General features: G+C 75.3%; 25 protein-coding genes. 10 read left to right on the top strand and 15 right to left on the bottom strand.

Features of this window, described 5'->3' with window-relative positions; translation table 11 throughout:
• Positions 1-1,458, bottom strand: a 1,458-nt coding sequence (locus tag ABD811_RS11395; protein ID WP_344945042.1) for an MFS transporter, incomplete at its 3' end; no start/stop codon positions are given.
• Between the two features lie 85 nt (positions 1,459-1,543).
• On the opposite strand from ABD811_RS11395, the gene ABD811_RS11390 reads away from it, so the two are divergent.
• Positions 1,544-1,783, top strand: a complete 240-nt coding sequence (locus tag ABD811_RS11390) for a hypothetical protein (protein WP_344945039.1) — start codon at positions 1,544-1,546, stop codon at positions 1,781-1,783.
• Between the two features lie 26 nt (positions 1,784-1,809).
• On the opposite strand, the gene ABD811_RS11385 is transcribed toward ABD811_RS11390, so the two are convergent.
• Genes ABD811_RS11385 through moaA form a run of 3 tightly spaced genes read right to left on the bottom strand, consistent with a single transcriptional unit; the run spans position 1,810 to position 3,718 of the window.
• Positions 1,810-2,082 (bottom strand): DUF6457 domain-containing protein, encoded by a 273-nt coding sequence (locus ABD811_RS11385; RefSeq protein WP_344945036.1) that lies wholly within the window; start codon positions 2,080-2,082, stop codon positions 1,810-1,812.
• Between the two features lie 2 nt (positions 2,083-2,084).
• Positions 2,085-2,717: a molybdenum cofactor guanylyltransferase gene (gene mobA / locus ABD811_RS11380; protein ID WP_344945135.1), complete on the bottom strand. Its 633-nt coding sequence runs from the start codon at positions 2,715-2,717 to the stop codon at positions 2,085-2,087.
• Positions 2,718-2,728: 11 nt separating this feature from the next.
• A complete protein-coding gene (gene moaA, locus ABD811_RS11375) occupies positions 2,729-3,718 on the bottom strand; it encodes a GTP 3',8-cyclase MoaA (RefSeq protein ID WP_344945033.1) in 990 nt (329 codons plus the stop codon).
• Between the two features lie 163 nt (positions 3,719-3,881).
• On the opposite strand from moaA, the gene ABD811_RS11370 reads away from it, so the two are divergent.
• Positions 3,882-4,709, top strand: coding sequence for an alpha/beta hydrolase (locus ABD811_RS11370; protein ID WP_344945030.1), 828 nt, complete (start codon positions 3,882-3,884; stop codon positions 4,707-4,709).
• Here ABD811_RS11370 and ABD811_RS11365 read toward each other — a convergent pair.
• The 5 genes from ABD811_RS11365 to ABD811_RS11345 all read right to left on the bottom strand — a co-directional run bounded on the left by ABD811_RS11365 (position 4,695) and on the right by ABD811_RS11345 (position 10,805).
• The gene (locus ABD811_RS11365; RefSeq protein WP_344945027.1) at positions 4,695-5,819 is read right to left on the bottom strand and encodes a hypothetical protein; all 1,125 of its coding nucleotides are present in this window, start codon (positions 5,817-5,819) and stop codon (positions 4,695-4,697) included. The genes ABD811_RS11370 and ABD811_RS11365 overlap by 15 nt on opposite strands.
• Entirely contained in the window at positions 5,816-6,727 is a 912-nt protein-coding gene (locus ABD811_RS11360) for a hypothetical protein (protein WP_344945024.1), read from the bottom strand. The genes ABD811_RS11365 and ABD811_RS11360 overlap by 4 nt, the downstream gene beginning before the upstream one ends.
• Positions 6,728-6,738: 11 nt before the next feature.
• Positions 6,739-7,932, bottom strand: a complete 1,194-nt coding sequence (locus ABD811_RS11355) for an RtcB family protein (protein WP_344945022.1) — start codon at positions 7,930-7,932, stop codon at positions 6,739-6,741.
• A 112-nt stretch (positions 7,933-8,044) separates the two neighbouring features.
• Positions 8,045-9,859 (bottom strand): SelB domain-containing protein, encoded by a 1,815-nt coding sequence (locus ABD811_RS11350; RefSeq protein WP_344945019.1) that lies wholly within the window; start codon positions 9,857-9,859, stop codon positions 8,045-8,047.
• Positions 9,860-10,292: 433 nt separating this feature from the next.
• Positions 10,293-10,805, bottom strand: coding sequence for a MarR family winged helix-turn-helix transcriptional regulator (locus ABD811_RS11345; RefSeq protein WP_344945016.1), 513 nt, complete (start codon positions 10,803-10,805; stop codon positions 10,293-10,295).
• A gap of 110 nt (positions 10,806-10,915) precedes the next feature.
• On the opposite strand from ABD811_RS11345, the gene ABD811_RS11340 reads away from it, so the two are divergent.
• Together ABD811_RS11340 and ABD811_RS11335 are read left to right on the top strand one after the other, a co-directional pair.
• Complete coding sequence (locus tag ABD811_RS11340) at positions 10,916-12,340, top strand: MFS transporter (protein WP_344945013.1); 1,425 nt, start codon at positions 10,916-10,918, stop codon at positions 12,338-12,340.
• Positions 12,341-12,493: 153 nt separating this feature from the next.
• On the top strand, positions 12,494-14,383 hold the full coding sequence (locus tag ABD811_RS11335; RefSeq protein WP_344945010.1) for a propionyl-CoA synthetase: 1,890 nt from the start codon (positions 12,494-12,496) through the stop codon (positions 14,381-14,383).
• A 16-nt stretch (positions 14,384-14,399) separates the two neighbouring features.
• Here the strand turns inward: ABD811_RS11335 and ABD811_RS11330 are convergent, their stop codons facing one another.
• Both ABD811_RS11330 and selD read right to left on the bottom strand, forming a co-directional pair.
• Positions 14,400-15,908: a peptide MFS transporter gene (locus ABD811_RS11330; protein ID WP_344945007.1), complete on the bottom strand. Its 1,509-nt coding sequence runs from the start codon at positions 15,906-15,908 to the stop codon at positions 14,400-14,402.
• Positions 15,909-16,016: 108 nt separating this feature from the next.
• Positions 16,017-17,012, bottom strand: coding sequence for a selenide, water dikinase SelD (selD, locus tag ABD811_RS11325; protein WP_344945004.1), 996 nt, complete (start codon positions 17,010-17,012; stop codon positions 16,017-16,019).
• A gap of 140 nt (positions 17,013-17,152) precedes the next feature.
• On the opposite strand from selD, the gene ABD811_RS11320 reads away from it, so the two are divergent.
• From ABD811_RS11320 to ABD811_RS11305, 4 genes are all read left to right on the top strand, one after another.
• On the top strand, positions 17,153-17,398 hold the full coding sequence (locus ABD811_RS11320) for a DUF3099 domain-containing protein (protein ID WP_344945002.1): 246 nt from the start codon (positions 17,153-17,155) through the stop codon (positions 17,396-17,398).
• Between the two features lie 38 nt (positions 17,399-17,436).
• Complete coding sequence (fdhD, locus tag ABD811_RS11315) at positions 17,437-18,249, top strand: formate dehydrogenase accessory sulfurtransferase FdhD (RefSeq protein WP_344944999.1); 813 nt, start codon at positions 17,437-17,439, stop codon at positions 18,247-18,249.
• A 136-nt stretch (positions 18,250-18,385) separates the two neighbouring features.
• Positions 18,386-19,291 (top strand): metal-dependent hydrolase, encoded by a 906-nt coding sequence (locus tag ABD811_RS11310; RefSeq protein ID WP_344944996.1) that lies wholly within the window; start codon positions 18,386-18,388, stop codon positions 19,289-19,291.
• 159 nt (positions 19,292-19,450) lie between these two features.
• Entirely contained in the window at positions 19,451-20,491 is a 1,041-nt protein-coding gene (locus ABD811_RS11305) for an alpha/beta fold hydrolase (protein ID WP_344944993.1), read from the top strand.
• A 36-nt stretch (positions 20,492-20,527) separates the two neighbouring features.
• On the opposite strand, the gene ABD811_RS11300 is transcribed toward ABD811_RS11305, so the two are convergent.
• A complete protein-coding gene (locus tag ABD811_RS11300) occupies positions 20,528-22,321 on the bottom strand; it encodes a glycoside hydrolase family 15 protein (RefSeq protein WP_344944990.1) in 1,794 nt (597 codons plus the stop codon).
• A gap of 201 nt (positions 22,322-22,522) precedes the next feature.
• Between ABD811_RS11300 and ABD811_RS11295 the strand changes: the two genes are divergently transcribed.
• Positions 22,523-22,957, top strand: a complete 435-nt coding sequence (locus ABD811_RS11295) for a CBS domain-containing protein (RefSeq protein ID WP_344944987.1) — start codon at positions 22,523-22,525, stop codon at positions 22,955-22,957.
• A 69-nt stretch (positions 22,958-23,026) separates the two neighbouring features.
• Here ABD811_RS11295 and yczR read toward each other — a convergent pair whose 3' ends face one another.
• Entirely contained in the window at positions 23,027-24,502 is a 1,476-nt protein-coding gene (gene yczR / locus ABD811_RS11290; protein WP_344944984.1) for a MocR-like transcription factor YczR, read from the bottom strand.
• 97 nt (positions 24,503-24,599) lie between these two features.
• On the opposite strand from yczR, the gene yczE reads away from it, so the two are divergent.
• Complete coding sequence (gene yczE, locus ABD811_RS11285) at positions 24,600-25,268, top strand: membrane protein YczE (protein ID WP_344944981.1); 669 nt, start codon at positions 24,600-24,602, stop codon at positions 25,266-25,268.
• An 18-nt stretch (positions 25,269-25,286) separates the two neighbouring features.
• Here the strand turns inward: yczE and ABD811_RS11280 are convergent, their stop codons facing one another.
• Both ABD811_RS11280 and ABD811_RS11275 read right to left on the bottom strand, forming a co-directional pair.
• Positions 25,287-26,414 (bottom strand): glycerate kinase, encoded by a 1,128-nt coding sequence (locus tag ABD811_RS11280; RefSeq protein WP_344944979.1) that lies wholly within the window; start codon positions 26,412-26,414, stop codon positions 25,287-25,289.
• A 120-nt stretch (positions 26,415-26,534) separates the two neighbouring features.
• Positions 26,535-26,992: helix-turn-helix domain-containing protein (locus tag ABD811_RS11275; RefSeq protein WP_344944976.1), on the bottom strand; the 458-nt coding region annotated here is incomplete at its 5' end.

The following is a 26,992-nucleotide window of genomic DNA, read 5'->3' as shown; positions in this document are numbered from 1 at the left end:
TCCGGGCCGCCCGCGCCCTCCGGCGGAGCCGCTGACCAGGTCGTACAGCGCGGCGAGCAGGGCCGCCAGCACGAATCCGATGACGACGAACAGGCCGTGCCGGAAGGCCAGCGCCCAGTCGCCGTGCGTGCCGGCGACGGTGGCGAAGTAGATCGCGCCGGTGGTGGCGATGCCGACGGCGGCGCCGAAGCGCTGCCCGGTCTGCAGCACCCCGGCGGCGCTGCCGCCGCCCGTCCGCGGCACCTCCGCCAGGGTGATCGTCTGGTTGGGCGCGATGACCAGGCCGCTGCCGAGCCCCGCGACCAGCAGCGGCACGGCGGTGAACCACGCCACGTCCGGTCCGGACCGCAGTTCCACGGCGACCCACACGGCGACCAGCCCGGCCGCGACGACCGCCAGCCCCACCGCGACGAGGGGACGCCCGTAGCGCGCCACGATCCGTCCGCCGACCGTGGCGGCCACGGCCGATCCGAGCGCGAAGGGGGTCATCGACACGCCCGCCAGCAGGGGGCTGTAGCCGAGCCCGATCTGCAGGTAGAGGGTGTAGGTGAAGAAGATCGCGGTGAATCCGGCGAAGTACAGCACGGCGATGGCCGTGCCCAGGCCGTAGGAGCGCAGGCGGAACAGCGTCAGGTCCACCATGGGCGAGGGGTGCCGCCGCTCCCACAGCGTGAACACCGCGATCACGGCGGCGCCGAGCAGCACCAGGAGCCACTTGCCGTTGCCGTGCCACTGCCGTTCCTGCACGAACGGCAGCATCACGCACACGACGCCGACGCCCAGCAGCAGCACGCCGAGCGGGTCGAGGCCGCGCCGTTCCCCGTACTGCGGCGGGGGCAGCAGCCGCCACGCCAGCGGCAGCGCCACCAGCCCGACGGGGATGTTGACGTAGAACACCCAGCGCCAGCCCTCCTCGATCCCGGCCAGGGCGATGAGCGCGCCGCCGAGCATGGGGCCGACGGCGGTGGCGATGCCGATGACGGCGCCGAGCGCGCCGAACGCCCGGCCGCGTTCGGCGCCGACGAACAGCTGCTGGATCAGCCCGGCGGTCTGCGGCTGCAGCACGCCCGCCGCCGCGCCCTGCACCAGCCGGGCCGCGACCAGCAGCTCGACGGTGGGGGCGAGCCCGGCCAGGGCGCTGGAGGCGGTGAACAGCGCCAGCCCGGCCATGAACACCGCGCGGCGGCTGCGCGCGTCGCCCAGCCGCCCGGCCGGCACCAGCACCAGGCCGAACGTCAGCGCGTATCCCGACACGATCCACTGCAGGCCCGACTCCGAGGCGTGCAGCCCCTCCCGGATCGACGGCAGCGCGACGTTGACGATGCTGACGTCCAGCAGGGTCATGAACGCGGCGACCAGGCACACCGCCAGGGCCTGCCAGCGGCGCCGGGCGCAGTGCACCGCCGTGGGGGTGGTCGTCGATCCGGTGGGCGATCCGGTGGGCGATCCGGTGGGCATGGACCGGAGCATGTCCGGGCTCGTCACAGTCCAAACCATGCCCCCACGTAAGCCGCGTTACGGACTTATGTGACAAGGTGGTCATGTGACGGATGTGCCGCCGGACCCCGCCCCCGACGACGCGGAACAGCAGTGCTCGGCCAAGGGCTGCCGGGACGCCGCCGTGTGGGCGCTGCGCTGGAACAACCCCAAGATCCACACTCCGGAGCGGCGCAAGATCTGGCTGGCCTGCGACGCGCACCGCGAGCACCTGTCGACGTTCCTGGACCGCCGCGGGTTCCTGCGCGACGTCGTCCCGCTCTCCGAGCTGGACGAGCCCGCCTAGCCCCGGCCCCGCTCGGGGGCCCGCGTTCAGGCCAGGCCGGGCGGCGACTGCGTCACGCCGGGCGAGCCGCCCGCGTCGCCCTTCCAGCCCTCGGCCATCTCGGTGATGCGGGCCGCGGCGTCCCGGGCGGGCGTGCCGCGGCCGACGGCCAGGCCGAGCAGGAAGGTCGTCAGCGGGGCGCCGGGCCGCGCCACGCCGTGCGCGACGTCGCGGGCCAGGTCCAGCACCAGGTCCCGGTCGACCTCGCCGCGGTCCAGGCCGAGCTCCAGGCAGACGGCCTCGATCCACTCCTCCAGCATCGTCACTCCTCCCCTTCGGTCAGCAGGCGCCGGGCGTGCGCCAGCGCACCGGGGGTGTCGCAGTCGTACCACGGGGGCCGCTCCCCCGCCGCGCCGGCCGGCCCCAGGGACACCCGGACGGGTGTCAGCGGGCCCAGCACGCCGCGCAGCGAGGCGCCCTCGTAACCGGCCAGCGCGGCGCGCAGTCCGGCGGTCCGCCAGCATCCCGCGAGCCATTGTTCCCGCCCCTCGGCGTCGACCAGCACCGCCCCGCCGCCCCGGCCGCGGCGCGCGGCGTCCAGCAGCGCGGCGACGTGCCCGGGACGCAGGAACGGCAGGTCGGCGGCCAGCAGCGCCAGCCAGGGCGCCCGCACCTCGGCCAGCCCCGCGCGCAGGGCGGGGACGGGCCCGGCGCCGGGCGGGTCCTCGCGGACCACGGTCGCGTGCGGCAGTTCCGCCCGGGGCGGCCCGACGACGATCAGGTGCCGCGCGTCCCGCACCGCCTCGGCGACGCGGGCGACCAGGGTGCGCCCGCCGACCGGCAGGCCGGGCTTGTCGGCGCCGTCCATCCGGCGGGCGCGGCCGCCCGCCAGCACCACCGCGTCGAAGACCTCGTCGAACGCCGTGCCGAACGCCGCGTCGAACGCCTGGGTCATCGGCGCCGTGCTCACCCGCCGATCGCGGACATGGGACGGGCGGGCTGCAGGAAGGCGGGGTCGTCGATGCCGTGCCCGGCGCGCTTGACGCGCACCGCGGCCCGCCACCGCTCGGCCAGCTCCTCGTCGGACGCGCCGCCGCGCAGCGCGCCGCGCAGGTCGGACTCCTCGGTGGCGAACAGGCAGTTGCGGACCTGCCCGTCGGCGGTGAGGCGGACCCGGTCGCAGTTCCCGCAGAACGGCCGGGTCACCGAGCCGATCACCCCGACCGTGCCGGGACCGCCGTCGACCAGGAACGTCTCGGCCGGGGCGCTGCCGCGCGCCGCCGGGTCGTCGGGAGTGAGGGTGAACGCCTCGCCCAGCCGGGCCAGGATCTCGTCCGCGGTGATCATGCCGGCGCGGGTCCAGCCGTGCTGGGCGTCCAGCGGCATCTGCTCGATGAACCGCAGCCGGTAGCCGTGGTCGAGGCAGTAGCGCAGCAGCGGCACCGCCTCGTGGTCGTTGACGCCGCGCATCAGCACCGCGTTGACCTTGACCGGCGCCAGGCCCGCGGCGGCCGCGGCGGCCAGGCCCGTCAGCACGTCGCCGAGGCGGTCGCGGTGCGCCAGCCGCCGGAACACCTCGGGGTCGAGGGTGTCCAGGGACACGTTCACGCGGTCCAGGCCCGCCTCGGCCAGCGGGGCGGCCAGCCGGTCCAGCCCGATGCCGTTGGTGGTGACCGAGATCTGCGGGCGGGGCCGCAGCTCGGCGGTGCGCCGCACGATGCCGGCCAGGCCGCGGCGCAGCAGCGGCTCGCCGCCGGTGTAGCGGACCTCGGTGATGCCGAGGCGTTCGACGCCCACCCGCACCAGCCGCACCACCTCGTCGTCGGTGAGCACCTCCGGCTTGGGCAGCCAGTCCAGGCCCTCGGGAGGCATGCAGTAGGAGCACCGCAGGTTGCACCGGTCCGTCAGGGAGACCCGCAGATCGGTGGCGGTACGACCGAAGGTGTCGACCAGCACGGACGCCCTTTCCCACTGCCGTGGCGGCGCCGTGTCGCACGGGCCGCCTGGATTGCCGTGAACATCCAGCCTATTGCGGCGGTTGACGTTCCGCGCACCGCGCGAGACGGTATCGGGCAGATCACCCGAAAGATCGTCCGCTGAGGGACCCGGAGGTGCGGCGATGACCACGGCACGGCGCTGGGAGTTCGCGGGGACGCGCGGCGCGGTCACCGCGCGGACCTGGCCCAACCCCGCCCCGCGTTACGCGGCGGTGCTGGTGCACGGGTACGGCGAGCACCTCGGCCGCTACGACCACGTCGCCGGCGCGCTGGTCCGGCACGGCGCGGTGGTGTGCGGGCCCGACCACGCCGGGCACGGCCTGTCGGCGGGCGACCGGGTGCTCGTCGACGACGTCGGCGACCTGGTGGCCGACGTGCACACGGTCGTGGCGTCGGCCCGCGACGACCATCCGGACCTGCCCGTGGTGATGATCGGCCACTCGATGGGCGGGCTGATCGCCACCCGCTACGCGCAGCTGCACGGCGCGGAGCTGACCGCGCTGGTGCTGTCGGGGCCGGTGCTGGGCCGGTGGGACGCGCTGTCGCGGCTGCTGGCGCTGGAGGAGATCCCCGACGTGCCGATCGACCCCGGCACCCTGTCGCGCGACCCGGCCGTCGGCAAGGCCTACGCCGAGGACCCGCTGGTCTGGCACGGGCCGTTCAAGCGGCCGACGCTGGAGGCGCTGGACGCGGCGATCCGGGCGGCGTCCGCGCACGGCTCGCTGGGCGCGCTGCCCACCCTGTGGGTGCACGGCGACGACGACCGGCTGGTGCCCCTGGACGGCACCCGCACGGGCATCGACGCCGTCCGCGGCTCCGACCTGACCGAGCGGATCTACTCCGAGGCCCGGCACGAGGTGTTCAACGAGACCAACCGCGACGAGGTCCTGGCGGACGTGACGGCGTTCGTCGACCGGGTGCTGGGCGGCGCCGCCTCACCGCCGGCCTAGCTCGTCGATCAGCGCGCTCAGCCACGGCTCGTCCGCCCGGGGCCGCCGCATCAGCGACCGCGCGATGCCCCGGCGGCCGTGCCAGCGGCCGTACGCGTGGACGTACTCGACGGGCCGCCCCCGGGCGAGCCAGTCCCACACCCGCTTGTCGAGCGGCACGGCCGTCACGGTGAGGCCGGACGAGGCGGCCGGCGTCCAGGCCACCCGGCGGTCGCGCCACGGCCACGGCTCCGGGTCGATCCTGGCCAGCGGAACCAGGCCGAGCACCCGGACCTCGCCGAGCCGGACGCCCTCCTCGGCGCACCACCGGCCGAGCTCGCCCGTCGCGGCGGTGAAGGAACGGTCCGGGCCCACCAGGTCGCAGATCGCCACCGGCCGCCGCGGCGTCCCGGCCAGCGCCGCCGGGGTCAGCCCGGCCGTCGACGCGGTGAGCCGCCACTCGGCGGCGGTGCGGCCGCGCGGCGACGGCAGCCGGTGCACGGCGGACGCGTGCCCGGTGCCGCGCAGCACGACGTCGAGGAGTTGCCGGACGGGTTCGGCGGCCTCCTCGGCCAGCAGGAGGGGGCCGCCGCCCGAGCGCGCCAGCACGTCGGCGGTGCCCGCGGCGAGCCGCCCGAACCAGACCCAGTCCCACCTTCCGTCGGGCTTCCACGGCGCGCTGCCCAGGATCTCGTCCGCCATCGGATCCCAGGGGTAGGGATCGTCGGCCTCGCGGACCTCGGTCTCGCGGGTCCGCACGGCGGCGGGCGCGAGCCGCGTCTCCTGCCACGCCTGGCAGTCGTCGACCCTGGTGCCGACCTCCGCGCCGCACGACGCACAGGCCAGGTTGGGGCCGGCTCCGATCCCCAGGCACCCGTACTCGGGAGGCTCGTCCCGGATCTTCTCGATCATCACGCGGGTGTTGTGGACGTCCCCGGGCGCGAGGACGAACGTGCCGGGCGGTCCGTACCGGGTGTCGTCCACGGCGTAGGTGCCGGGCGCCATGCCCAGCGGGATCTCGAAGTGGTCAGGGGTGATGCCGTGGTTGGGGAGGGGGACGCGCAGGACGGGCGCGCTGAGGCGGGCCCCGCAGGCCGCGCAGTGGAACACCGTCCGCCGCCGGGTCGTCATCGCCGCCGCCCGCGCCTCACCAGCCGCCCCTTGACGCGTCTGAGCTCGCCGAGCAGCTCGTTCCTGCGGCCGGCCGGCAGCTCGCGCGGGTCGGTGCCGGACAGGGCGCCGTCCATCGCCCACAGCGCATCGAGGGTCAGGCCGGGGGTCTGTGTCTCCTCCAGCCGCAGACCTTCCAGCACCTGCGCGCGGGCGAGGCGGGCCAGGCTCACCTTGCGCCGGAAGTCAGGGAAGATCTGGATCTCACCGGTGTGGCCGTGGTTCCAGGGCCCCAGGTAGGCGTGGCGGGAGTGGCGGCGGGGGGCGTGCATCCTCCCCGACAGCACCGCCCATGTCCGCGCCGTCACGCGGTCCTGCGGGCGCACGACGATCAGGCCGCGCAGCCGCTCGACCCCGCCGCGGTCGGGCGACCAGTACGGGCTGTCGGCCTCGAACCATGCCCGGATGTCGTCCAGGGCCCGGTCCAGGCCGTGGGTGCGCCAGCGCACCGTGCCGTCCGGCGCCGACGCCAGCGGCAGCCGCGCCTTCAGGTCGCCGGCGGCGTCCGGCCCGAACGGGGTGGCCCAGCCGGGGACCAGCACGATCGGGTCGGCCGGGTCGGCGTCGAACGGCGTGGACGTCAGGAACGGCCGGTCGATCACGATGAGCGTGCCGGGCCTGGCCTGGTACGCCAGGCCCCACAGCAGGCGGCCCAGCAGCCGCGCGCCGTGCCCGTCCGACAGCACGTGCCAGGTGCCGTGGAACAGGTTGGTGCTGAACCGGGCGGCGGTGCCGGGACGCAGGCCGATCACGGTGTGGTCGCGGCCGTCCAGCCGCAGGACGCGGCGGTGCAGCTTCATGCCGTCGGCGGCGGCCCGCGCGTTGGCGGGCCGCTGCCGCCTGCCCCGCGCCGCCGTGCCCCGCGTCACGTCCCGGCCCCTCAGCCCTTGACGCAGATGAGCTGCCGCAGGTGCGCGACCACCTCGACCAGGTCGGACTGCGCCTCGATCACCGACTCCAGGTCCTTGTAGGCGCCGGGGATCTCGTCGAGGACGCCGCCGTCCTTGCGGCACTCCACGCCCCTGGTCTGCGCCACCAGGTCGTCGACGGTGAACGCCTTGCGGGCCTTGTTGCGGCTCATCCGGCGTCCCGCGCCGTGCGAGGCGGAGTTGAAGGCCGACGGGTTGCCCAGGCCGCGCACGATGTAGGTGCCGGTGGCCATCGACCCGGGGATGATGCCCAGGTCGCCCCTGCCGGCGCGGATCGCGCCCTTGCGGGTGACCAGCAGCTCCACCCCGTCGTAGACCTCCTCGGCCACGTAGTTGTGGTGGCAGGAGATCACCTCGCCCCACCGGCAGCGCTTCTCGCCGAAGCGGCGGGTCAGCACGTCCTGCGCCAGGGCGAGCATGACGGCGCGGTTGCGGCGCGCGTACTCCTGCGCCCAGAACAGGTCGCGGCGGTACTCCTCCATCTTGCGGGTGCCGGTGAGGAACACCGCCAGGTCCCGGTCGGGCAGGTCCTGGTTGTGCGGCAGCCTGCGGGCGGCCTCGATGTGGTGCTCGGCCAGTTCCTTGCCGATGTTGCGGGAACCGGAGTGCAGCACGACCCACACCGCGCCGTCGTCGTCCGCGCAGACCTCCAGGAAGTGGTTGCCCGACCCGAGGGTGCCCATCTGGCCGCGGGCCCGGCCGAGACGGCCGCGCACCGCCGGGTGCAGCTCCTCGAAGTCCTTCCAGAAGTCGTACCAGCCGCGTTCCTTCAGCCCGGGCAGCGCCGACGGGTCCACCGGCGTCTTGTGCGCGTGGTGGCCGACCGGGATCGCCTTCTCCAGGCGCGAGCGCAGCGGCCCGAGGTCGTCGGGCAGGTCCTCGACGGTCAGGCTCGACTTGACCGCGGTCATGCCGCAGCCGATGTCCACGCCGACCGCGGCCGGGGACACCGCGTCGCGCATCGCGATGACCGAGCCGACGGTCGCGCCCTTGCCGTAGTGCACGTCGGGCATGACCGCCAGGCCCTCCACCCACGGCAGCGCGGACACGTTGCGCAGCTGGTCGAGCGCGACGTCCTCGACGGTGGCCGGGTCCGTCCACATGCGGATCGGAACGCGGCCGCCCTTGAGCGTCTGGTACGGCATCCCCTGCTCCTCTCCGCGATTGACGGTGGGCCGTCCGTGATCTATGACGCCAGACCGCGCCCCGCCGGTTCAAACCATTTTCTGCGGATTCGCCGGGGCGCCCGTGGAATGCTCACCGGCCGGGGACGCGGCGGCCGTCGGCGACGCGCTGCGTCAGGCCCTGACCGTCCAGGTGCTCCAGCAGCGCGACGGCGACGCGGCGGTCCGTGCCGAGGGCCTGCGCGGCGCGGCCGACGCTGAACGGCTGCGGCAGCGCGCCGAGGATCCGCAGCGCCTCCCGGTCGGCCCCGGACGGCAGGACGACATCGTCGCCCAGCCGCAGGATCGCGCCCGCCCGCTCGGCGGCGTCCAGCACCGGCGGGGTGAGGCCCAGCTCGGCCAGCCGTTCGGGGAGGGGCGCGCAGAACGGCGCGGACCGCAGCTCTTCGCGCAACCGTCCCACGGCCACGACGACGTGCGGCGGCGGGCCCTGGTCCGGGCCGTGCACCCGGCCGTCCGCCACCCGCAACGGAGGCCGCACCAGGGCCTCGACCAGGCGGCACGCGGGCAGGCCGAGCCGCAGCCGGGCCCGCTCCAGCGGCAGGCCGGGCGCCAGCGGCCGGGACACGGCGCGCTCGGCGACCAGGCCGGCCAGGCGCTGGTACAGCGCCTCCCAGTGGCCGGGGTCGGCGAGCCACCCGTCGACCCGCACGGCGTCGGCGGGCGGCGCGCAGCCCATCCCGGCCAGCTCCGCGCGGTGCAGCACGCCGTGGCGGCGCAGCACCACCTCGCCGCCGGGACGGTCCGGCCAGGACGCCAGCTCCCGGGCGCGGGCGGCGGTGTCGCCGCGCCGCACCAGCGTCGGGGGCCGCACGTCCAGCACGCTCACCCGGGCGACGGCGCGGCGGCCCGGGTCGCGCAGCACGGCGACGTCGCCGACGTGCAGCGGCAGCCGCGTGTTGAGGGTCAGGCGGGCGGTGTCGGGGCCCAGCGGCCGCAGCGCCACGGGCACGGCCGCCGCGCCGATGTGCAGGGTCATGCGCCTGGCCAGCCGCCCGGACGCCTCACCGAACCCGGTGCGCACGTCGACGCAGCCGGTGGCGGTCCACCGGTCGGGGGTGACCAGGGCCATGCCGCGCGCGACCCGGGCGGGGGCGACGCCGTCCAGTTCCACCGCCACGCGCGTCACGCCGTGCGCCCGCGCGCACGGCTCGCCGCCCGCCTCGGCGGACCGCACCCGCACCCGCCGCCCGGCGGGCATGAGCAGCAGCTCGTCGTCCACGCCGATCGTCCCGGCGGCCAGCGTGCCGTGGACGAGCGCGCCGCCGCCCGGGCCGCGCCCGACGTGGTCGGCCCACAGCCGGACGGGCGCGGCCGGGTCGGGCACGGGCAGCCGCCCGGCCAGGCGGTCCAGCGCCGCGGTCAGCTCCTCGATGCCGGCGCCGGTGAGGGCGCTGACGGTGACGCTCTCGGCGCCCCGCAGGCCGGTGCGGGCGAGCCGCTCGCGCGCCTGGCGCAGCGCCAGCCTGGGGTCGGCGCGGTCGGAACGGGTCACCACCAGCACGCCGTTGCGCACGCCGAGGGCGTCGATGGCGGCCAGGTGCTCCTCCGACTGCGGCATCCACCCCTCGTCGGCCGCCACCGCCAGCACCACCGCCGGGACGGGACCCGCGCCCGCGAGCATGGTGGCGACGGCCCGCTCGTGCCCGGGGACGTCCACGAACGCCAGCCGCCGGCCCGACGGCAGCGTCGTCAGGGCGAACTCCAGCGCCGGGGACGGGACACCCGCGGGGCGCCCGCCCTGCCCGGCACGGTCATCGGCGCCGTCATCGGCACCGTCGCCGGGGTCCGCCGGCTCGTCCCGCCCGGCCGGCCGCGGGCCGGTCAGGGCGCGCACGAGCGCGGACTTGCCGTGGCCGGCGTGCCCGGCGGTCGCGACGACCTGCATCAGCTCCCTTTCCGGGTACCGGGCGCCGCGGCACGCCGGTGCCGGACGGGCCGATCGCGGAGAAGGCGGCCGCGATGACCGCGGACGCGAAGGACGGGGATACGAGGGACATATGGCCGGGGGTCCACGTCGAACAACCCTATGGACGCGGAGGGCCGTCGCGAAAGCCGAACAGGTTCACAGTATGAGATCACAATTCCCGTTCCGGATGTGCGACACCAGAGGACGCATCGAGGGGCGGGGGCCGCAGACCGGGAGGTGAAACCCCCTTCCGGGAACGACGCCCGGAAATCGGCGGAACGGCCGGAACGGCCAGAAGGGCGCGAACCTCTCGAACAATGGCGGCGCGGAACGGCGGGAGGAACGCGGCGCCCGGAAAGGTGTCAGGAAAACCGCCCGTGACCCGCTCTGCGCGCGATACGGTATTGGCCGGTCAGGGGCCGGGCGCGTGGTGGTCGCGCTCGGCCGAGTGGGCGAGGAAATCGTCGACCATGCGGTTGACGAGTTCGGCGAGCAGCCGGCGCTCCCCCTCCGACCACGAGCCGAGCGCCTCGTGCATCCAGCGGCGTCCCACCGCGCGGATGCACTCGACCGCGTCGCGTCCCTCGGCGCGCAGCCGCACCCGCTGGGCGCGCCGGTCGTGGGCGTCGGGCACCCGCTCGACGTAACCGGCCTTCTCCAGGCGCTGCACGAGGCGGGACACGTGCGGGGCCTCGACGGCCAGGCGGGCGGCCAGCTCGCCGGGCCGCATCGGCTCGCCGGTGTCGGCCAGCAGCCGCAGCAGCGGCACGGCGGCGCGGTCGACCGGCACGCCGGCGGCCGCGACCGTCCGGTCGTGCCGACGGTGCCGCGTGAGCATGTGCGCCACCCGGGTCAGCGCCCGCTCGATCTCCACGATGTCGGCGGGCACGTCGTCGCCAGGGCCGGCTGACTGCGGGGGAGACATGTGATTCACCTTACAGTGCAATTACTTAATTTCAGCAACTAAGTACAATTCCGGATTTGCCCCTGTTTCCCCCCGAAACGGCCCGGCACGGCGGGCCCAGGAGGTTGTGCATGACCGGCGTCGCCACGCCAGCCACCGACCTGACCGAGCGCGCCCCCGCGGCGCCGCGCACCGGCCCGGCGCTGCTGGCGCTGGCCGCGGCGGGGCTGGTGGTGTCGGTGCAGCAGACCCTGGTCATCCCCGTGCTGCCGCAGCTGATGCGCCTGTTCGACGCCTCGGTCAGCGCGGTGACCTGGGTGTTCACCGCCTCCCTGCTGGCCGGCGCGGTCGCCACGCCGGTGCTGTCGCGGCTCGGCGACATGTACGGCAAGAAGCGCATGATCATGGTGGCGATGGGGCTGCTGCTGGCCGGGTCGGTGGTGTGCGCGCTGTCGGGCTCGCTCGGCGTGCTGGTCGCCGGGCGCACCCTGCAGGGCACCTCGGCGGCGATGATCCCGCTGGCCATCGGCATGATCCGGGACACGTTCCCGGCCGAGCGGATCACCACCGCGATCGGCGTGGTCAGCGCCACCATGGGCGTGGGCGGCACCGCCGGGATGATCGTCACCGGGCTGATCGCGGACCGGACCGAGGGGCACCGGCCGATCTTCTGGGTGGCCGCGGGCCTGGCCGTCGCCGGGCTGGCGCTGGTGCGCCTGTGCGCGCCCGACAACGGCGCGCGCGTGGGCGGCCGCCCCGACCTTCCCGGCGCCGTGGTGCTGGCGGCGTGGCTGGTGTGCCTGCTGCTGGGCGTCAGCGAGGGCAACCGGTGGGGCTGGACGTCGGCCGGCGTGCTGGCGCTGTTCGGCGGCGCCGCCGTGCTGTGCGCGGTGTGGGTGGCGATCGAGCTGCGGGTGCGCGAGCCGCTGGTGCGCCTGGCGCTGCTGGTCGGCCCGAGGTCGTTGTCGGCGAACCTGGCCTCGGCGCTGCTGGGCTTCTCGATGTTCGCCACGTTCACCCTCATCGCGGGCCTGGTGCAGGCGCGCAGGGACGAGGTCGGCTACGGCCTGGACGGCTCGGTGCTGGACGTGGGCCTGTACATGCTGCCCAGCACCGTCACCATGCTCGTGCTGTCGTCGCTGTCGGGACGCATCGCCGCCCGCATCGGGCCCGCCTACACCCTGGCCATCGGGTCGGCGTTCGTGGCCGTCAGCTACCTGTGGCTGGCGGTGTCCATCTCCCACGCCTACGACATGCTGGCGTTCAGCACCATCCAGGGCATCGGGTTCGGCATCGCCTACGCGGCGCTGGGCACTCTGGCGGTGCGGCACGTGCCGATGGACCAGAGCGGCATCGCCAGCGGCGTCAACTCGCTGGTGCGCACCACCGGCGGCAGCGTCGCGGGCGCCGTCACCGCCGCCGTCCTCAGCGCGCACACCATCGCGGGCACGTCCGTGCCGTCGCAGGGGGCGTACCAGCTGTGCTTCGCCATCGTGGCCACGGGTGGCCTGCTGGCGGCGGTCGTCGCGGCGGGGCACGGCCTGCGCCACGGGTGACCGCACGTCGCGGCCGTGGCCCGGCCGGGACGGGCGCCGTGACCGGACGGTGAAACGCCCGTGCGGGACTTGACGAACGACGCCGCGGGCATGCCCTATAGGGGTGCGCCCCGAAATACGAATTGGGGCGGGGGACCCGACCCGGAGGACGACATGGGCGCCTACGCGGCCGCGTACGAACGCAGCATCGCCGACCCGACCCGGTTCTGGGGCCTGGCGGCACGCGACATCCGCTGGCTGGTCCCGCCGGACCGGGTGCTGGACGACGGGGCGCCGCCGTTCTACCGGTGGTTCACCGGCGGCGAGCTGAACACCTGCGACAACGCCCTGGACCGGCACGTGGAGGAGGGCCGCGGCGACCAGGCCGCCCTCATCTACGACAGCCCCGTCACCGGCACCGTGCGCACCTACACCTACCGGGAGCTGACCGACCTGGTGGCGCGGTTCGCCGGGGCGCTGCGCGCACAGGGCGTCGACCGCGGCGACCGGGTGGTGATCTACCTGCCGATGATCCCCGAGGCGGTGATCGCCATGCTGGCGTGCGCCCGGCTGGGCGCGGTGCACTCGGTGGTGTTCGGCGGGTTCGCCGCCCGCGAGCTGGCGACGCGCATCGACCACGCCCGGCCCAAGGCCGTGGTGTCGGCGTCGTGCGGCATCGAGGGCAGCCGGGTGGTGCCGTACAAGCCGCTGCTGGACGAGGCCCTCGACCTGGCCGCGCACAAGGTCGAGCGGTGCGTGATCCGGCAGCGTCCGCAGTTGCACGCCGACCTGACGCGCCCGCGCGACGTGGAGTGGGACGAGGCGGTCGCGCAGGCCGTTCCGGCCGAGTGCGTTCCGGTGGCCGCCACCGACCCGCTCTACATCCTGTACACCTCCGGCACGACGGGCCGTCCCAAGGGCGTGGTCCGCGACAACGGCGGGCACGCGGTCGCGCTGCGCTGGTCGATGGAGAACGTCTACGGCGTCGGGCCCGGCGACGTGTTCTGGGCGGCCTCGGACGTCGGCTGGGTCGTCGGGCACTCCTACATCGTGTACGCGCCGCTGCTGACCGGATGCACGACCGTCCTGTACGAGGGCAAGCCGGTCGGCACGCCGGACGCGGGCGCGTTCTGGCGGGTGGCGTCGCAGCACCGGGTGAAGGTGCTGTTCACCGCGCCGACCGCGATCCGGGCGGTGAAGAAGGAGGACCCGGACGGCGCGCTGCTCGCCTCCTACGACCTGTCGAGCCTGGAGGCGCTGTTCCTGGCGGGCGAGCGCCTGGACCCCGACACCTACCGGTGGGCGGCCGACCGGCTGCGCCGCCCCGTGATCGACCACTGGTGGCAGACCGAGACCGGCTGGCCGATGGTGGCGAACCCGCGCGGCCTGGAGCCGCTGCCGGTCAAGGCGGGGTCGCCGTCGGTGCCCGTCCCCGGGTACGACGTGCGGGTGCTGGCGGCCGACGGCACCCCCGCCCCGCCCGGCGTGGACGGCGACATCGTGGTGCGGCTGCCGCTGCCGCCGGGCACGCTGCCGACGCTGTGGCAGGACGACGAGCGGTTCGTCGAGTCGTACCTGACCCGCCACCCCGGCCACTACCTCACCGGCGACGGCGGCCACATCGACGAGGACGGCTACGTGTGGGTGATGGGCCGCACCGACGACGTCATCAACGTGGCCGGGCACCGGCTGTCGACGGGCACGATGGAGGAGGTGATCGCGGCGCATCCGGCGGTGGCCGAGTGCGCGGTCATCGGCGTCCAGGACGCGCTGAAGGGGCAGGTGCCGCGCGCGCTGGTGGTGCTCAAGAGCGGCGCGGACGCCGACCACGCGGCGCTGCGCGACGAGGTGGTGCGGATGGTGCGCGAGCAGGTCGGCCCGGTCGCGGCGCTGAAGGAGGTCGCGGTGGTGCGGGCGCTGCCCAAGACCCGCTCGGGCAAGATCCTGCGCGGCGCGATGCGCGGCATCGCCGACGGCCGGCAGGTCGCGGTGCCCTCGACGATCGAGGACCCGGAGGTGCTGGACGACCTGCGCGCCGTGCTGCGGCCGAGCGCCGCGTCGTAGGGCGCCGGCCGCCGGATCACGGGACTGCGGCGGTGCGCGGCTCGCGGTCGCCGCCCTGCCCGGCCAGCCGGCCCAGCGTCCGGGCGAAGGCGAACATCGCGGCGCCCGCCGCGACGGTCACCGCGCCCAGCAGCAGGAAGTACCGCACGCCGCCCCAGACGTCCTGCAGCCGCGCGACCTGCCCGCCGACCGCGTCGCCGCACGCCACCGCCAGGAACCACACGCCCAGCAGCTGGCCGACGAACGCGCGGGGCGCCAGCTTGACGGTGACCGACAGCCCGACCGGCGACAGCGCCAGCTCCCCCACGGTCTGCAGCAGGTAGACGGCGACCAGCCACAGCAGCGACACCCGGACGCCCCCGGCCGCCGCGTGCGCGGCCATGGACATCACCACGAACGACAACCCGCACATGACCAGCCCGAAGGCGAACTTCTGCGGGATGGTCACGCGGTCGCCCAGGCGCAGCCACAGCCAGGCGAAGAACCCCGACAGACAGATGATCATGATGGGGTTGATGTTCTGCGTCCAGCTCGCGGGCATCCGCCAGCCGAACACGGTCAGGTCGACGCTGCGTTCGGCGAAGATGTTGAGCGGCCCGGCCGCCTGGTCGTAGATCATCCAGAACAGCGCGGCGGCCGCGAACAGCCACACGTAGGCGCGCAGCCGCGTCCGCTCCTCGGCGGTCACCTCGTGGCTGCGGAACAGGTAGGCGAAGTAGGCCACCGGGACGGCCACCGCCAGCACGGTCAGCGCCACGGTGACGTGGTCGACCGTGATCCCGCCGAGCGCCACGGCGGCGACGGCCACGGCCGGCACCGCCGCGGCCAGCACGCCGCCCGCCGCCCGCGCGAGCCTGCGGCGCTCGTCCGGGGTCAGCCGGTGCCCGGGCTGGTCGCCGACGCCCCGCAGGTGCCTGGCGCCGAGCACGTACTGGGTCAGGCCGAGCGCCATGCCCGCGGCCGCCGCGCCGAACCCCAGGTGCCAGTTGATGTTCTCGCCGAGGTAGCCGACGACGAACGGGGCCAGCGCGCCGATGTTGACGCCCAGGTAGAACAGCGAGAACGCCGAGTCCCGGCGCGCGTCGTCCTCCTGGGAGTACAGCCGTCCGACCATCGTGGAGATGTTGGGCTTGAGCAGCCCCGACCCCAGGATGATCAGTGCCAGGCCCAGGTAGACCGCTCCGGCCCCGGCCGGCACCGCCATCGACAGGTGCCCGCACATGATGACCACGCAGCCCGCCAGCACGGTCCGGCGCGCGCCCAGGATCCGGTCGGCCAGCCAGCCGCCGGGCAGCGCGGCGAAGTAGACCATCGCCATGTAGACGCCCAGCAGCGCCTTGGCCGTGCCCTCGGCCAGGCCCAGGCCCGACTGGGACGGCGGGGCGATCAGGAACAGCACCAGGATCCCGCGCATCCCGTAGAAGCTGAACCGCTCCCACATCTCGGTGAAGAAGAGCGTGGCCAGCCCCCACGGGTGCCCGAAGAACGTGCGCCCGGCGGGCGCGCGCGTAGAAGTCGTCGCCATGCGCTCCCCCCGAGATCCGCCGTGGCGCGTCCGCACGCAGACCGCGTTCGTACCCACGCGATCAGCGGCCGAACGGCCCGGCGGGCGCCGGGTGCGCCCGGCGCGGGGTCAGCGGACGACGAGGGTGTGCGCGCGGCGTTCGACGAGCTCGCCGACGACGACCGCGCCGGGGATCTCGCCGGCGATCAGCAGGCCGCCGGAGGTCTGCGCGTCGGCCAGCAGCAGCCGCCGCTCCTCGGCGAGGCGGCCGAAGTCGGTGTGCGGCGACACCCACGCCAGGTTGCGGCGGGTGCCGCCGGGCACGAACCCGTCGCGGACGGACTCGCGCGCCCCCTCCAGGTACGGCACGGCCGCGGCGTCGACCACGGCGGTGACGCCGCTGGCCCGGGCCAGCTTGAACAGGTGGCCGAGCAGCCCGAAGCCGGTGACGTCGGTGGCGCAGCGCACGTCCGCGGCCAGCGCCAGCCGGGCGGCCTCGGCGTTCAGAGCCGCCATCGACTCCACGGCGTGGGGGAACGCCTCGCCGGTGGCGCGGTGCCGGGCGTTGAGCGCGCCGGTGCCGAGCGGCTTGGTCAGCGACAGCGGCAGTCCGGGCCGTCCGTCGGCCAGCCGCAGCAGCCGGTCGGGGTCCGCGGTGCCCGTCACCGCCAGGCCGTACTTGGGCTCGGGGTCGTCCACGCTGTGGCCGCCGGCGACGGGGCAGCCCGCGCGGGCGACGACGTCGCGGCCGCCGCGCAGCACCTCCCGCGCCACCTCCGAGGGCAGCACGTCGCGCGGCCAGCCGAGCAGGTTGAGCGCCATGACGGGCTCGCCGCCCACGGCGTACACGTCCGACAGCGCGTTGGCGGCGGCGATCCGGCCCCAGTCGTAGGGGTCGTCCACGACGGGCGGCAGCACGTCCACGGTGGACACCACCGCCCGGGCGGCGTCGAGCCGCAGCACGGCCGCGTCGTCGCCGTCGGCGGCGCCGAGCAGCAGGGAGCCGTCGCCGGCGGGCCCGGTCAACCCGGAGATCAGCCCTTCCAGCTCGCCGGGCGGCAGTTTGCCCGCGCCGCCGCCACCGTGGGCGTACTGGGTCAGGCGCAGATCAGCGGGGGAGGTCACAGCGGGATTTAACCGACCGGTCGTCAAATGATCAAGAAACGGAGCGTACGGGGGCGGTCACCGACATGCCTCACCAATGCCTCACCAGGCATAAAACCCGGACGAGCCTCACGAAACCCACCAAGGTTTACCGTGGAGGCATGAGACGCCGCAGGCTGGCCTACGGGATCATGATGGGCACCTGCCTGACGCTGTTCGTGCTCGCCTGGGCCGTGGTCCGGCGGTACTCCCCCGCGGCGGCGGTCGCGATGTCGCTGGTCGCGATGGTCATCCCGCCGTTCGCCGCGGTCGTGGCCAACTGGAACATCGACCGCGAGGACGAGCGCGGCGAGGGCCACTCCGGCGACCGCCCGCGGGGCCGGGCCGGCGGCCGTCCGGGGGGCTGATCTCGCGCGACGCCGTTTCGCGAGGTACGGTCGCGGCTATGGGGCGGATCACCGTGCGCAAACCGGTCCTGCGGCTGAGCACCGCGGGGGTGCGGGGACGGCGGCCCGACACCCTCGCCGTCGAGGAGCCTCTGGAGATCCGCGTCGCCGGCCGTCCGCTCACCATCACCATGCGCACGCCCGGCGACGACTTCGACCTGGTCGCCGGGTTCCTGGCCGCCGAGGGCGTCATCGCGCGGGCCGACGACCTGGTGGCGCTGCGCTACTGCGCGGACGCCACCGAGCAGAACACCCTGGACGTGGTGCTGGCCGACCACGTGCCCCCGCCCGACCCGGGCATGACCCGCGCGTTCACCACCACCAGCGCCTGCGGCGTGTGCGGCAAGTCCAGCATCGAGGCGCTGCGCGTGGACCGTCCCTACGACATCGCCGCCGACCCCGTCGAGCTGACGCCCAAGGTGCTGGCGCGGCTGCCCGAGCGGCTGCGGGAGGCGCAGCGGGTGTTCGACCGCACCGGCGGCCTGCACGCGGCCGCGCTGTTCGACGCGACCGGCGAGCCGCTGGCCGTGCGCGAGGACGTGGGGCGGCACAACGCCGTCGACAAGGTCGTCGGCTGGGCGCTGCGCGCGGGCCTGCTTCCGCTGACCGGCCGGATCCTGATGGTCAGCGGCCGGGCCTCCTTCGAGCTCACCCAGAAGGCGGCGCAGGCCGGGATCCCGGTGCTGGCGGCGGTGTCGGCGCCGTCGTCGCTCGCGGTGGACCTGGCCGAGGACGCGGGCATGACCCTCGTCGGGTTCCTGCGCGGCGAGACCATGAACGTCTACACCGGCGCCCACCGCGTCACCGCCTGACCCGGGCGGCGCCTGTCACCCGGGCACGAACCCGGGGCGCCGTTTTGTGGTCTCGCCGTGAAGACCTCGCCCCCGGCGCGCGATTCACTTCTCTGGCTACCGAACGGTAGCTTCGGTCGCGCCCGAGGAGAGGACGATGACGGACGTCGACGAACGGCATCCCGCGATCCGGCCGCGCCGGGTGTCGTTCGACTGGTCGGACACCCCGCTGCACTGGATCCCCGGCGACCCGGTGGCCACGCACATCATCAACTCCTTCCACATCGTCCTGCCCGAGGGCGAGAAGTGGTTCGTCCAGTGCGTCAGGGACGCCCGCCCCCACATCACCGACGAGCGGCTGCTGGCGGAGATCCGGGGGTTCATCGGCCAGGAGATGGTGCACGCCCGCTCCCACCAGGGCGTGCTGGACCGGCTGCTGGCGGCCAACGGCATCGATGTCAGCCCGATCACCGAGCAGGCGGCGCGCGGCAACGCCGAACGGCCCGCGCGGATGGCCGAGTTGAAGCGGCGCTCTCCCCGGGCGTGGCGGCGGCGGCTGCGCTTCGAGCTCGCCGCGGTCGCCGCGATCGAGCACTACACCGCCGTGCTCGGCCAGTGGATCATGGACAACCGGCGGCTGGACGCCGACGGCGCCGACCCGACCATGCTGGACCTGCTGCGCTGGCACGGCGCCGAGGAGGTCGAGCACCGCTCGGTGGTGTTCGACGTCTACCGGGCGATGGGCGGGCGCTACCCGCTGCGCGTGGCGGCCTGGGCGGTGTCGCTGCTGTTCCTGTACTGGGCGCTGATCGGCGGGGCGGTCTACCTGCTCAGGCAGGACCCGACCGTGCGCGGCCCGGTGACGCTGCCGCGCGTCTACCGCGCCTACCGGCGGTCGGTCCGCAAGGGCCACGTGCCCGGTGTCTTCCGGCTGCTGATCGGCGAGGCGCCGGTGTACCTGCGGCCGTCGCACCACCCCTCGCGGATCTGCTCGACGCCGCAGGCCCTGGAGTACCTGAGGCGCTCCCCCGCCGCACGGGCGGCGGGCCATGCCCCGTCCTGACCCCATGGCCGCGACGCGCGGGCCGCTCCCCGGCGGGGAATCACCCTCCCCACGGTGGCATGCCGTACATTTTCGACATGGCGTCCGTCCGCGTGCGGGAGTCAGGCCGACCCCCGACCTGCCGCACGCGCGCCGGCGCGCCGACGGAAAGGCGTCCGCATGACGGTGAACGAGATCCGCCCCGCCGCCGACCCGGCGCAGGCCGATCCGGCACAGGCCGCCCCGGCGGAGACCGGCGCGGCCGAGCCGCCCGTGCCCGGGACCGGCCCCGGCGAAGCACAGGCCGCGGCCACGGAGGCACAGGCCGCGGCCACGGCCGTGCGCGCGGCCAAGAGACGGCGGCGTGTGCGCGGCGACGGCGTCGACCTCGCCGTGTACGAGCAGGGCGACCCGTCGCGCCCGACCGTGCTGCTCATGCACGGCTACCCCGACACCCACGCGGTGTGGGACGAGGTGGCCGAACGCCTCGCCGACCGCTTCCACGTCGTGCGCTACGACGTGCGCGGCGCGGGCGCCTCGTCACGGCCGTTCGGCCGCAGGCGGTACACCTTCGACTACCTGATGGCCGACCTCGAGGCCGTGCTGGACGCCACCGCGCCGGAGAAGAAGGTGCACCTGGCCGGGCACGACTGGGGCTCCATCCAGGGGTGGGAGGCGGTGTGCACCCTCCCGCAGCGGTTCGCCTCGTTCACCTCGATCTCCGGCCCGTGCCTGGACCACGTCGCGCACTGGATGCGCCGCAGGCTGCGGCGTCCCACCCCGCGCAACCTGCGGCAGGCGGCCGGGCAGACACTGCGGTCCTGGTACATCTACCTGTTCCAGACGCCGCTGCTGCCCGAGGTGCTGTGGCGCGCCGGGATGGCCCGCCCGTTCGCCCGTGCCCTGGAGGCCGGCGAGGGCGTGACGCCCCGTCCCGGGCACCCGGCGCGGACGCTGCCGCGCGACGGCGCCACCGGCGTCAACCTGTACCGCGCCAACATGCGCCAGCGCCTGCGCAGGCCGCGCGAGCGGCGCACGGACGTGCCGACGCAGGTGATCGTCCCCACCCGCGACCTGTTCGTGTCCCCGCACCTGGTGGGCGGCCTGGCCGGACGCGCGCCCAACCTGTCGCTGCGGACGATCACCGCCGGGCACTGGGTGCCGCGCAGCCATCCCGACGTGATCGCCGAGTGGATCGCCGAGCACGTCGGCGTTGGCTGACCGTCCCGCGCCGCCGCCCCCGCCCCGCGCCGGTCGTCACTCCAGGTGCGGCAGCGTCCGGTGGCCGTCCAGCTCGTAGGCGGTGTGGACGAGCGGCACGTGGCTGAACGCCTGCGGGAAGTTGCCGAGCTGGCGGCGCGCGTGCGGGTCGTACTGCTCGGCCAGCAGGCCCACGTCGTTGCGCAGGCCCAGCAGCCGCTCGAACAGCTCGCGCGCCTCGTCCTCGCGGCCCGCCAGGCGCAGCGCGTCGGCCATCCAGAACGAGCAGGCGACGAACGCGCCCTCCTGCCCGGACAGCCCGTCGGCGCCCTCCTCATCGCGCGTGACGTACCGGCGGACCAGTCCGTCGACGCCCAGCTCGCGCCACACCGCGTCGACGGTCCCGCGCACCCGGGGGTCGTCGCCCCGCAGGAACCCGGTCATCGGGATCATCAGCAGGGCCGCGTCGAGGTCCGCGGAGCCGTAGGTCCGGGTGAACGTGCCGCGGCGGGCGTCGAAGCCCTTCTCGCACACCTCGCGGCGCACCCGGTCGCGCAGGCGCCGCCAGCGGCCGGCGGGACCCGGCATGCCGAACTCCTCCGCCATGCGCACGCCGCGGTCGAACGCCACCCAGCACATCACCTTGGAGTGCACGAAGTGACGCGGCCCGCCGCGCACCTCCCACAGCCCCTCGTCGGGCTCGTGCCAGTGCCGTTCCACGTGGTCCAGCAGCGCCCGCTGCAACGCCCACACCGGCTGCTCCGGCGGCAGCCCGGCCCGGCGCGCCAGGTACAGCGCGTTGAGGACCTCGCCGGGCACGTCGAGCTGCAGCTGCGCGGCGGCGGCGTTGCCGACGCGCACCGGGCGGGAGCCCTCGTAGCCGGGCAGCCAGTCGACCTCCCACTCGTGCAGCAGGCGCTCCCCCGCCACCCCGTACATGATCTGGATGTCCTCGGGGCTGCCCGCCAGCGCGCGTTCCAGCCACCGCCGCCACGCGCCGGCCTCCTCGGTGTAGCCGCTGCGCAGCAGCGCCGTCAGGGTCATGGTGGCGTCGCGCAGCCAGCAGTAGCGGTAGTCCCAGTTGCGGACGCCGCCGGGCGTCTCGGGCAGCGACGTGGTGGGCGCGGCCACCAGCCCGCCGGTCGGCGCGTACGTCAGCGCCTTGAGGGTGATGAGCGAGCGGACGACGGCGTCGCGGTACGTCCCGTCGTAGGACAGGCTGCCGGTCCACTTGCGCCACTCGTCCTCGGTGTCCCTGAGGACGCGCAGCGCGTCCACCGGCCTGGGGGCGGGCAGGTGTGAGGCGTGCCAGGTGAGCACGAACGGCACCTTCTCCCCCGCCTCGACGGTGAAATCGGCCATGTGCCCGTGCCCCCGGTCCTCGACCGGGACGGGCGAGCTCAGCCACATCGCGTCCGGCCCAGCGACGCCGGCCAGCCGCCCGCCGGCGCGGTGCACCCACGGCACGCGCCGCCCGTACTCGAAGCGCAGCCGCAGGTCGAAACGCATCCGCACGGTGCCCGACAGGCCCTCCACGACCCGCACCACGTCGGGGGCTTCGCCGCGGTGCGGCATGAAGTCGACCACCCGCACGGCGCCGGTGGGGGTGTCCCACTCGGTTTCCAGCACCAGCGTGCCGGGACGGTAGCGGCGGCGCGAGGCGCGGCCCGCGCCGTCCGGCGCCAGCAGCCAGCGGCCGTCGCCCGCGTCGCCGAGCAGCGCGGCCATGCACGCGCCGGAGTCGAAGCGCGGCAGGCACAGCCAGTCGACCGATCCGGTGTCGCCGACCAGCGCCGCGCTCTGGCAGTCACCGATCAGCGCGTAGTCCTCGATGCGTGCCGGCTCGTCCACCCGGAGGGTGTTCCCGCTGCTCGCGGTTCATTCCGGGATACCCCGGTCCGTCCGGGTCCGCGACGTACGCACGGTCGCCCCGGCGGCAGGGTTTACCCGCGTGGGGTTTTCCGGCGGGCCCGAACATGCGAACTTGTGAACACGACATCAGGCCGACGCCCCCCTCGGCAGGTGGGCCCAACCGGCGCCGGAGTGTGTGACATGCGAATCCGCGACATCCTGCGTAGGAAAGGCGACACGGTGACCACGGTGCGACCCGAGGCCACCGTCCGGGACCTGCTGGCCACGCTGGCCCAGCACAACATCGGCGCGGCGGTGGTCTCGCCGGACGGCACGGCGATCGCCGGGATCGTCTCCGAGCGGGACGTGGTGCGCCGCCTGCACGAGCACGGCGCCGCGCTGCTCGACCGCCCCGTCACCGAGATCATGACCGCGGAGGTGCGCACCTGCGCCCCCGACGCCGACGTGGACGACCTGCGCCGCACCATGACCGAGCACCGCATCCGGCACCTGCCCGTCGTGGAGGGCGGGCGGCTGGCCGGGATCGTCAGCATCGGCGACGTGGTCAAGAGCACCATCGACGAGCTGGAGAGCGAACGCGAGTATCTCGTCGGCTACATCCAACGCGCTCCCTGACGCGCGCGCCCTGACGCGCGCCCGTCACGTCCCGGTGACGTCCCGCCTGCGTGTGACCTCCCCGGGGCGTCACACGTAGGCGGGCAGGGACGGCCGGACGGCGGGGGCCGCGTCCACCGCCGCCTGCGCCTGCGCCAGCCGGTCCACCGCGACGCGCAGCGTCTCGGGCGGCAGGACGTACGGCAGGCGCAGCCGGTCCTCCAGCACGCCGTCCTCGCCGAACACCGGGCCGGGCACCACCCGCACGCCGAGCCGTCCCGCCGCGTCGGCGATCTGCGTGGCGACCGGGGCCTCCAGCCGCGGCCACAGCGACATGCCGCCCTCGGGCAGGGTGAAGGTCCAGCCGGGCAGCCGCTCGCGCAGCGCGGTGGCCAGCGCGTCGCGGCCGCGCAGCAGCGCCGCCGCGCGTTCGGCCCGCACCTCGTCCTGCCGCAGCAGCAGCTCCCGCACGATCAGCTGTTCGAGCACCGGGCTGGCGATGTCGGTGGCCTCGCGTGACAGTGTCAGCCTGCGCGCCAGCGGCGCGGACGCCCGGATCCAGCCGATGCGCAGCCCGCCCCACAGCAGCTTGGACGCCGACCCGACGCTCACCACCCGGCCGCCGGTGTCGAACGCGGCCAGCGGCGGCGGCACGGGGGCCGTCCGGTCGTGCGCCAGTCCCGCGAACGTCTCGTCGGCGATCAGCATGGCGTCGGCGCGGCGGGCGGCCTCCACCAGCGCCCGGCGGGCGGCCGCGGGCATCAGCAGGCCGGTCGGGTTGTGGAACTCGGGGACGGTGTAGACGGTGCGCACCGCCGTCTGCCGCATGGTGGCGGCGATCAGCTCGACGTCCCAGCCCTCGGTGACGCCGACCGGCACCAGCCGGGCGCCGCGGCGGCGCAGCGCGCCCAGCGCGTGCGGGTAGGTGGGCCGCTCCACCAGCACCGGGTCGCCCGGCTGCACCGTGAGCTGGGCCAGCAGCGTCAGGGCGTGCTGCGCGCCGGTGGTGACGACGATCTGGTCCGCCCGGGTGGGCAGCCCCCGCGCGGTGTAGCCGTCGGCGATCACCTCGCGCAGCTCGGGGAGCCCGGCGGGCTGGTATCCGGGCCCGGCGGCGTGCCGCGGCAGCTCCGCCACGGCGGCGGCGACGGCCTCGTCGAAGATCTCGGGTGCGGCGGGGGTGGCGCAGCCCAGGTCGATGAACCCGGGGCCGGTGGGCGCGTCGGCCATGCCGTACCGCGGGTCGCCCTCGGCGTCGTTCCGCCGGGCGGGGGCGACGGCGGTCATGTTCGTCGTGGGCAGCGCCGTCCAGCTTCCGGCACCCTGCCTGCTCTCCATGTAGCCGTCGGCGCGGAGCCGGTCGTAGGCGGCCGTCACGGTGGTGCGGCTGACGCCCAGGGCGGCGGCCAGGTCGCGTTCGGCGGGCAGGCGCGTGCGCAGCGCCAGCCGGCCGTCGAGGATCAGGCCGCGCACCGCCCGCGCCAGCGCCAGGTAGTACGGGCGCTCCTGCGGGACGTCGCCGAGCAGCCGGGCCAGCTGCGGACCGCTCACATAGCGGGTGGTCATGAGTCCACTTTCGCATGATTGGCCCTATGATGACCAGGCCATTGCCGTCCAAAATAGTCGGCGTTGTCCAAAGGTCAAGGTAGGAGAGTAGGCACGAATGGCCCTGATGGCACGCCGCCTGGTCCAGTTGTACGCGGGATTGGCCCTCTACGGTCTGGGCATCGCCCTGCAGGTGGCCTCCGGACTCGGCAACGATCCGTGGGACGTGTTCCACCAGGGCCTGTCACGCCGGTTCGGGCTGTCGATCGGCGCGTGGATCATCATCATCGGGGCCCTGGTGATGCTGGCCTGGATCCCGCTGCGGCAGCGGCCGGGGATCGGCACGGTCAGCAACGCGCTGCTCGTCGGGGTGTTCGCCGACCTGTTCCTGTACCTGCTGCCGGCCCCGGACGCCACCGCGGCCCGCTGGGCGTTCCTGGTCGCGGGCATCGTGGCCGGCGGGTTCGCCACCGGCTGCTACATCGGCGCCGGGCTGGGGCCGGGCCCGCGCGACGGGCTGATGACGGGGCTGGCGGCCCGCGGCCACTCGGTCCGCGTCGTGCGCACCTCCATCGAGCTGGCCGTGCTGGCGGTGGGCTGGCTGCTCGGCGGCACGGTCGGCGTCGGGACCCTGCTGTACGCCGTGACGATCGGCCCCCTGGCGCACGTCTTCATTCCCCTCATGCAGGTCAGGGAGCCCGTGAAGGACACCCCGGCCCCCGCTGAGGAGGCGCCCGCCGCCGAGCGCACCGCGCCCGAGCCCGAGCCCGAGCCCGCGTCGAGCTGAGCCCCCGGAAAGACCCAGTCAGGCGAGGCGGAGGCGGGTGGCCTGTTCGGCCACGGCCGCGAGCAGGCCGGCCGCCCCCTCGGTCAGCTCGGCCAGCGTGCGCGGGCCGTCGGCCAGGCTGAACGCGGCGGTCAGCCCGAGCCCGTGCAGCTCGTCCAGCGGCCCGGCCACGCTCCCGGCCAGCGCCACCGCCGGCACGCCGCGCTCCCGCGCCAGGCTCGCCACGACGGAGACGACCTTGCCGCCCGCACTCTGGTCGTCCAGCCGCCCTTCCCCCGTGATCACCAGGTCGGCGGCGTCGAGCGCGGCGGGCAGGCCCATCAGGTCGGCCACCAGCTCGGCGCCCTTGGCGGGCGCGGCGTCCAGCACACCGACCAGGCCGCCGCAGGTGCCGCCCGCCGCTCCGGCGCCCGGCAGGTCGTGGACGCGCCGTCCGGTGCGTTCGGCCAGCACGTCGGCGAAGCGCACCAGCGCCGCGTCCAGCTCGGCGACCTGCTCGGGCGTGGCGCCCTTCTGCGGCCCGAACACCGCCGCCGCGCCCCGCGCCCCCACCAGGGGGTTGGTCACGTCGCAGGCGACGCGGAAGCGCGCCTCGCGCGCCCCCTCGGCCAGCCCGGAGTCGTCGATCGCGGCGAGCCGGGCCAGCGCCGCGCCGCCGGGCGGCAGCTCGGCGCCGGCGGCGTCGGTGAAGCGCACGCCCAGCGCGCGCAGCAGCCCGGTGCCGCCGTCGGTGCTGGCGCTGCCGCCGATGCACACCAGCACGTCGCGGGCGCCGCGCCGCAGCGCGTCGGCGACCAGCTCGCCGGTGCCGCGGGTGTCGGCGCGCAGCGGGTCCAGCTCACCGGGGCCCAGCAGCGGCAGCCCCGACGCCGAGGCCAGCTCGACGACGGCGGCGCGTCCGTCCCGCGACAGCGCGTACCGGGCCGCCACGGGGCGTCCCAGCGGGTCGTGGGCGGTCATCCGGATCTCCTGCCAGCCGGCGCCGCGCAGGAAGCAGTCCAGGGTGCCCTCGCCGCCGTCGGCCATCGGCACCGCGACGGTCTTGGCGTCGGGCGCGGCCCGGCGCACCCCCGCCTCCACGGCGGCGCACACCTGGGCGGCGCTCAGGCTGCCTTTGAACGAGTCGGGCGCGATGACGATCCGCACGCTGGGCTCCCTTCCCTCGGGCACAGACCCTACGGCCCCCGCCCCCGCCAGGCATTGGGCACCCCGCCGAAGCAGCACCGGTGCGACGCCCCTGAGACTGTGCGCGCCGCACAACGGGGGCTAGCCGGTCTCGGCGGCGTCCAGGGCGACCCGCAGGGTGACGGCGTCGGTGAAGCGGCGGGGGTCGCGGCCGGTGAGGTCGGCGATCTTGGTCAGCCGGTAGGCCAGGGTGTTGCGGTGGACGTTCAGCGCGCGGGCGGCCGCGGCGGCGTCGCGGTCGTGGTCGAGGTAGGCGCGCAGGGTGCGGCGCAGCTCCCCGGGCAGCGCGCCGAGGACCCGTCCGGCCATGGCGGCGCGCTCCGCCTCGTCCACGCGGGCCAGCAGGACGGGCAGCTCCAGGTCGTCCAGCCGCCGCCGGCCCGTCCAGGGGCGGCGCAGCGCCAGCCGGGCCCGGGTGAGGACGTCGGTGAGCGCGGTGAGGTCGGCGGCGTCGCCCGCGTCCAGCAGGGCCCCGCCGAGCAGTTCCGCTCGCAGGGCCTCCAGCCGGGGCCGCAGCGCGGGCGCCGCGTCCGCGGCCG

It is taken from the genome of Actinomadura miaoliensis (assembly GCF_039536785.1).
GTDB lineage: Bacteria > Actinomycetota > Actinomycetes > Streptosporangiales > Streptosporangiaceae > Spirillospora > Spirillospora miaoliensis.
The sequence above is the reverse complement of the archived record's forward strand: the minus strand, read 5'-3'. Positions and strand labels throughout refer to the sequence as shown.

Coding starts and splice junctions, on each gene's coding strand:
- ABD811_RS11385 (WP_344945036.1), bottom strand. CDS start 2,082: ATGCTGGAGGAGTGGATCGAGGCCGTCTGCCTGGAGCTCGGCCTGGAC.
- mobA (WP_344945135.1), bottom strand. CDS start 2,717: ATGACCCAGGCGTTCGACGCGGCGTTCGGCACGGCGTTCGACGAGGTC.
- ABD811_RS11370 (WP_344945030.1), top strand. CDS start 3,882: ATGACCACGGCACGGCGCTGGGAGTTCGCGGGGACGCGCGGCGCGGTC.
- ABD811_RS11365 (WP_344945027.1), bottom strand. CDS start 5,819: ATGACGACCCGGCGGCGGACGGTGTTCCACTGCGCGGCCTGCGGGGCC.
- ABD811_RS11355 (WP_344945022.1), bottom strand. CDS start 7,932: ATGCCGTACCAGACGCTCAAGGGCGGCCGCGTTCCGATCCGCATGTGG.
- ABD811_RS11350 (WP_344945019.1), bottom strand. CDS start 9,859: ATGCAGGTCGTCGCGACCGCCGGGCACGCCGGCCACGGCAAGTCCGCG.
- ABD811_RS11345 (WP_344945016.1), bottom strand. CDS start 10,805: ATGTCTCCCCCGCAGTCAGCCGGCCCTGGCGACGACGTGCCCGCCGAC.
- ABD811_RS11340 (WP_344945013.1), top strand. CDS start 10,916: ATGACCGGCGTCGCCACGCCAGCCACCGACCTGACCGAGCGCGCCCCC.
- ABD811_RS11335 (WP_344945010.1), top strand. CDS start 12,494: ATGGGCGCCTACGCGGCCGCGTACGAACGCAGCATCGCCGACCCGACC.
- ABD811_RS11330 (WP_344945007.1), bottom strand. CDS start 15,908: ATGGCGACGACTTCTACGCGCGCGCCCGCCGGGCGCACGTTCTTCGGG.
- ABD811_RS11320 (WP_344945002.1), top strand. CDS start 17,153: ATGAGACGCCGCAGGCTGGCCTACGGGATCATGATGGGCACCTGCCTG.
- fdhD (WP_344944999.1), top strand. CDS start 17,437: ATGGGGCGGATCACCGTGCGCAAACCGGTCCTGCGGCTGAGCACCGCG.
- ABD811_RS11310 (WP_344944996.1), top strand. CDS start 18,386: ATGACGGACGTCGACGAACGGCATCCCGCGATCCGGCCGCGCCGGGTG.
- ABD811_RS11305 (WP_344944993.1), top strand. CDS start 19,451: ATGACGGTGAACGAGATCCGCCCCGCCGCCGACCCGGCGCAGGCCGAT.
- ABD811_RS11295 (WP_344944987.1), top strand. CDS start 22,523: ATGCGAATCCGCGACATCCTGCGTAGGAAAGGCGACACGGTGACCACG.
- yczR (WP_344944984.1), bottom strand. CDS start 24,502: ATGACCACCCGCTATGTGAGCGGTCCGCAGCTGGCCCGGCTGCTCGGC.
- yczE (WP_344944981.1), top strand. CDS start 24,600: ATGGCCCTGATGGCACGCCGCCTGGTCCAGTTGTACGCGGGATTGGCC.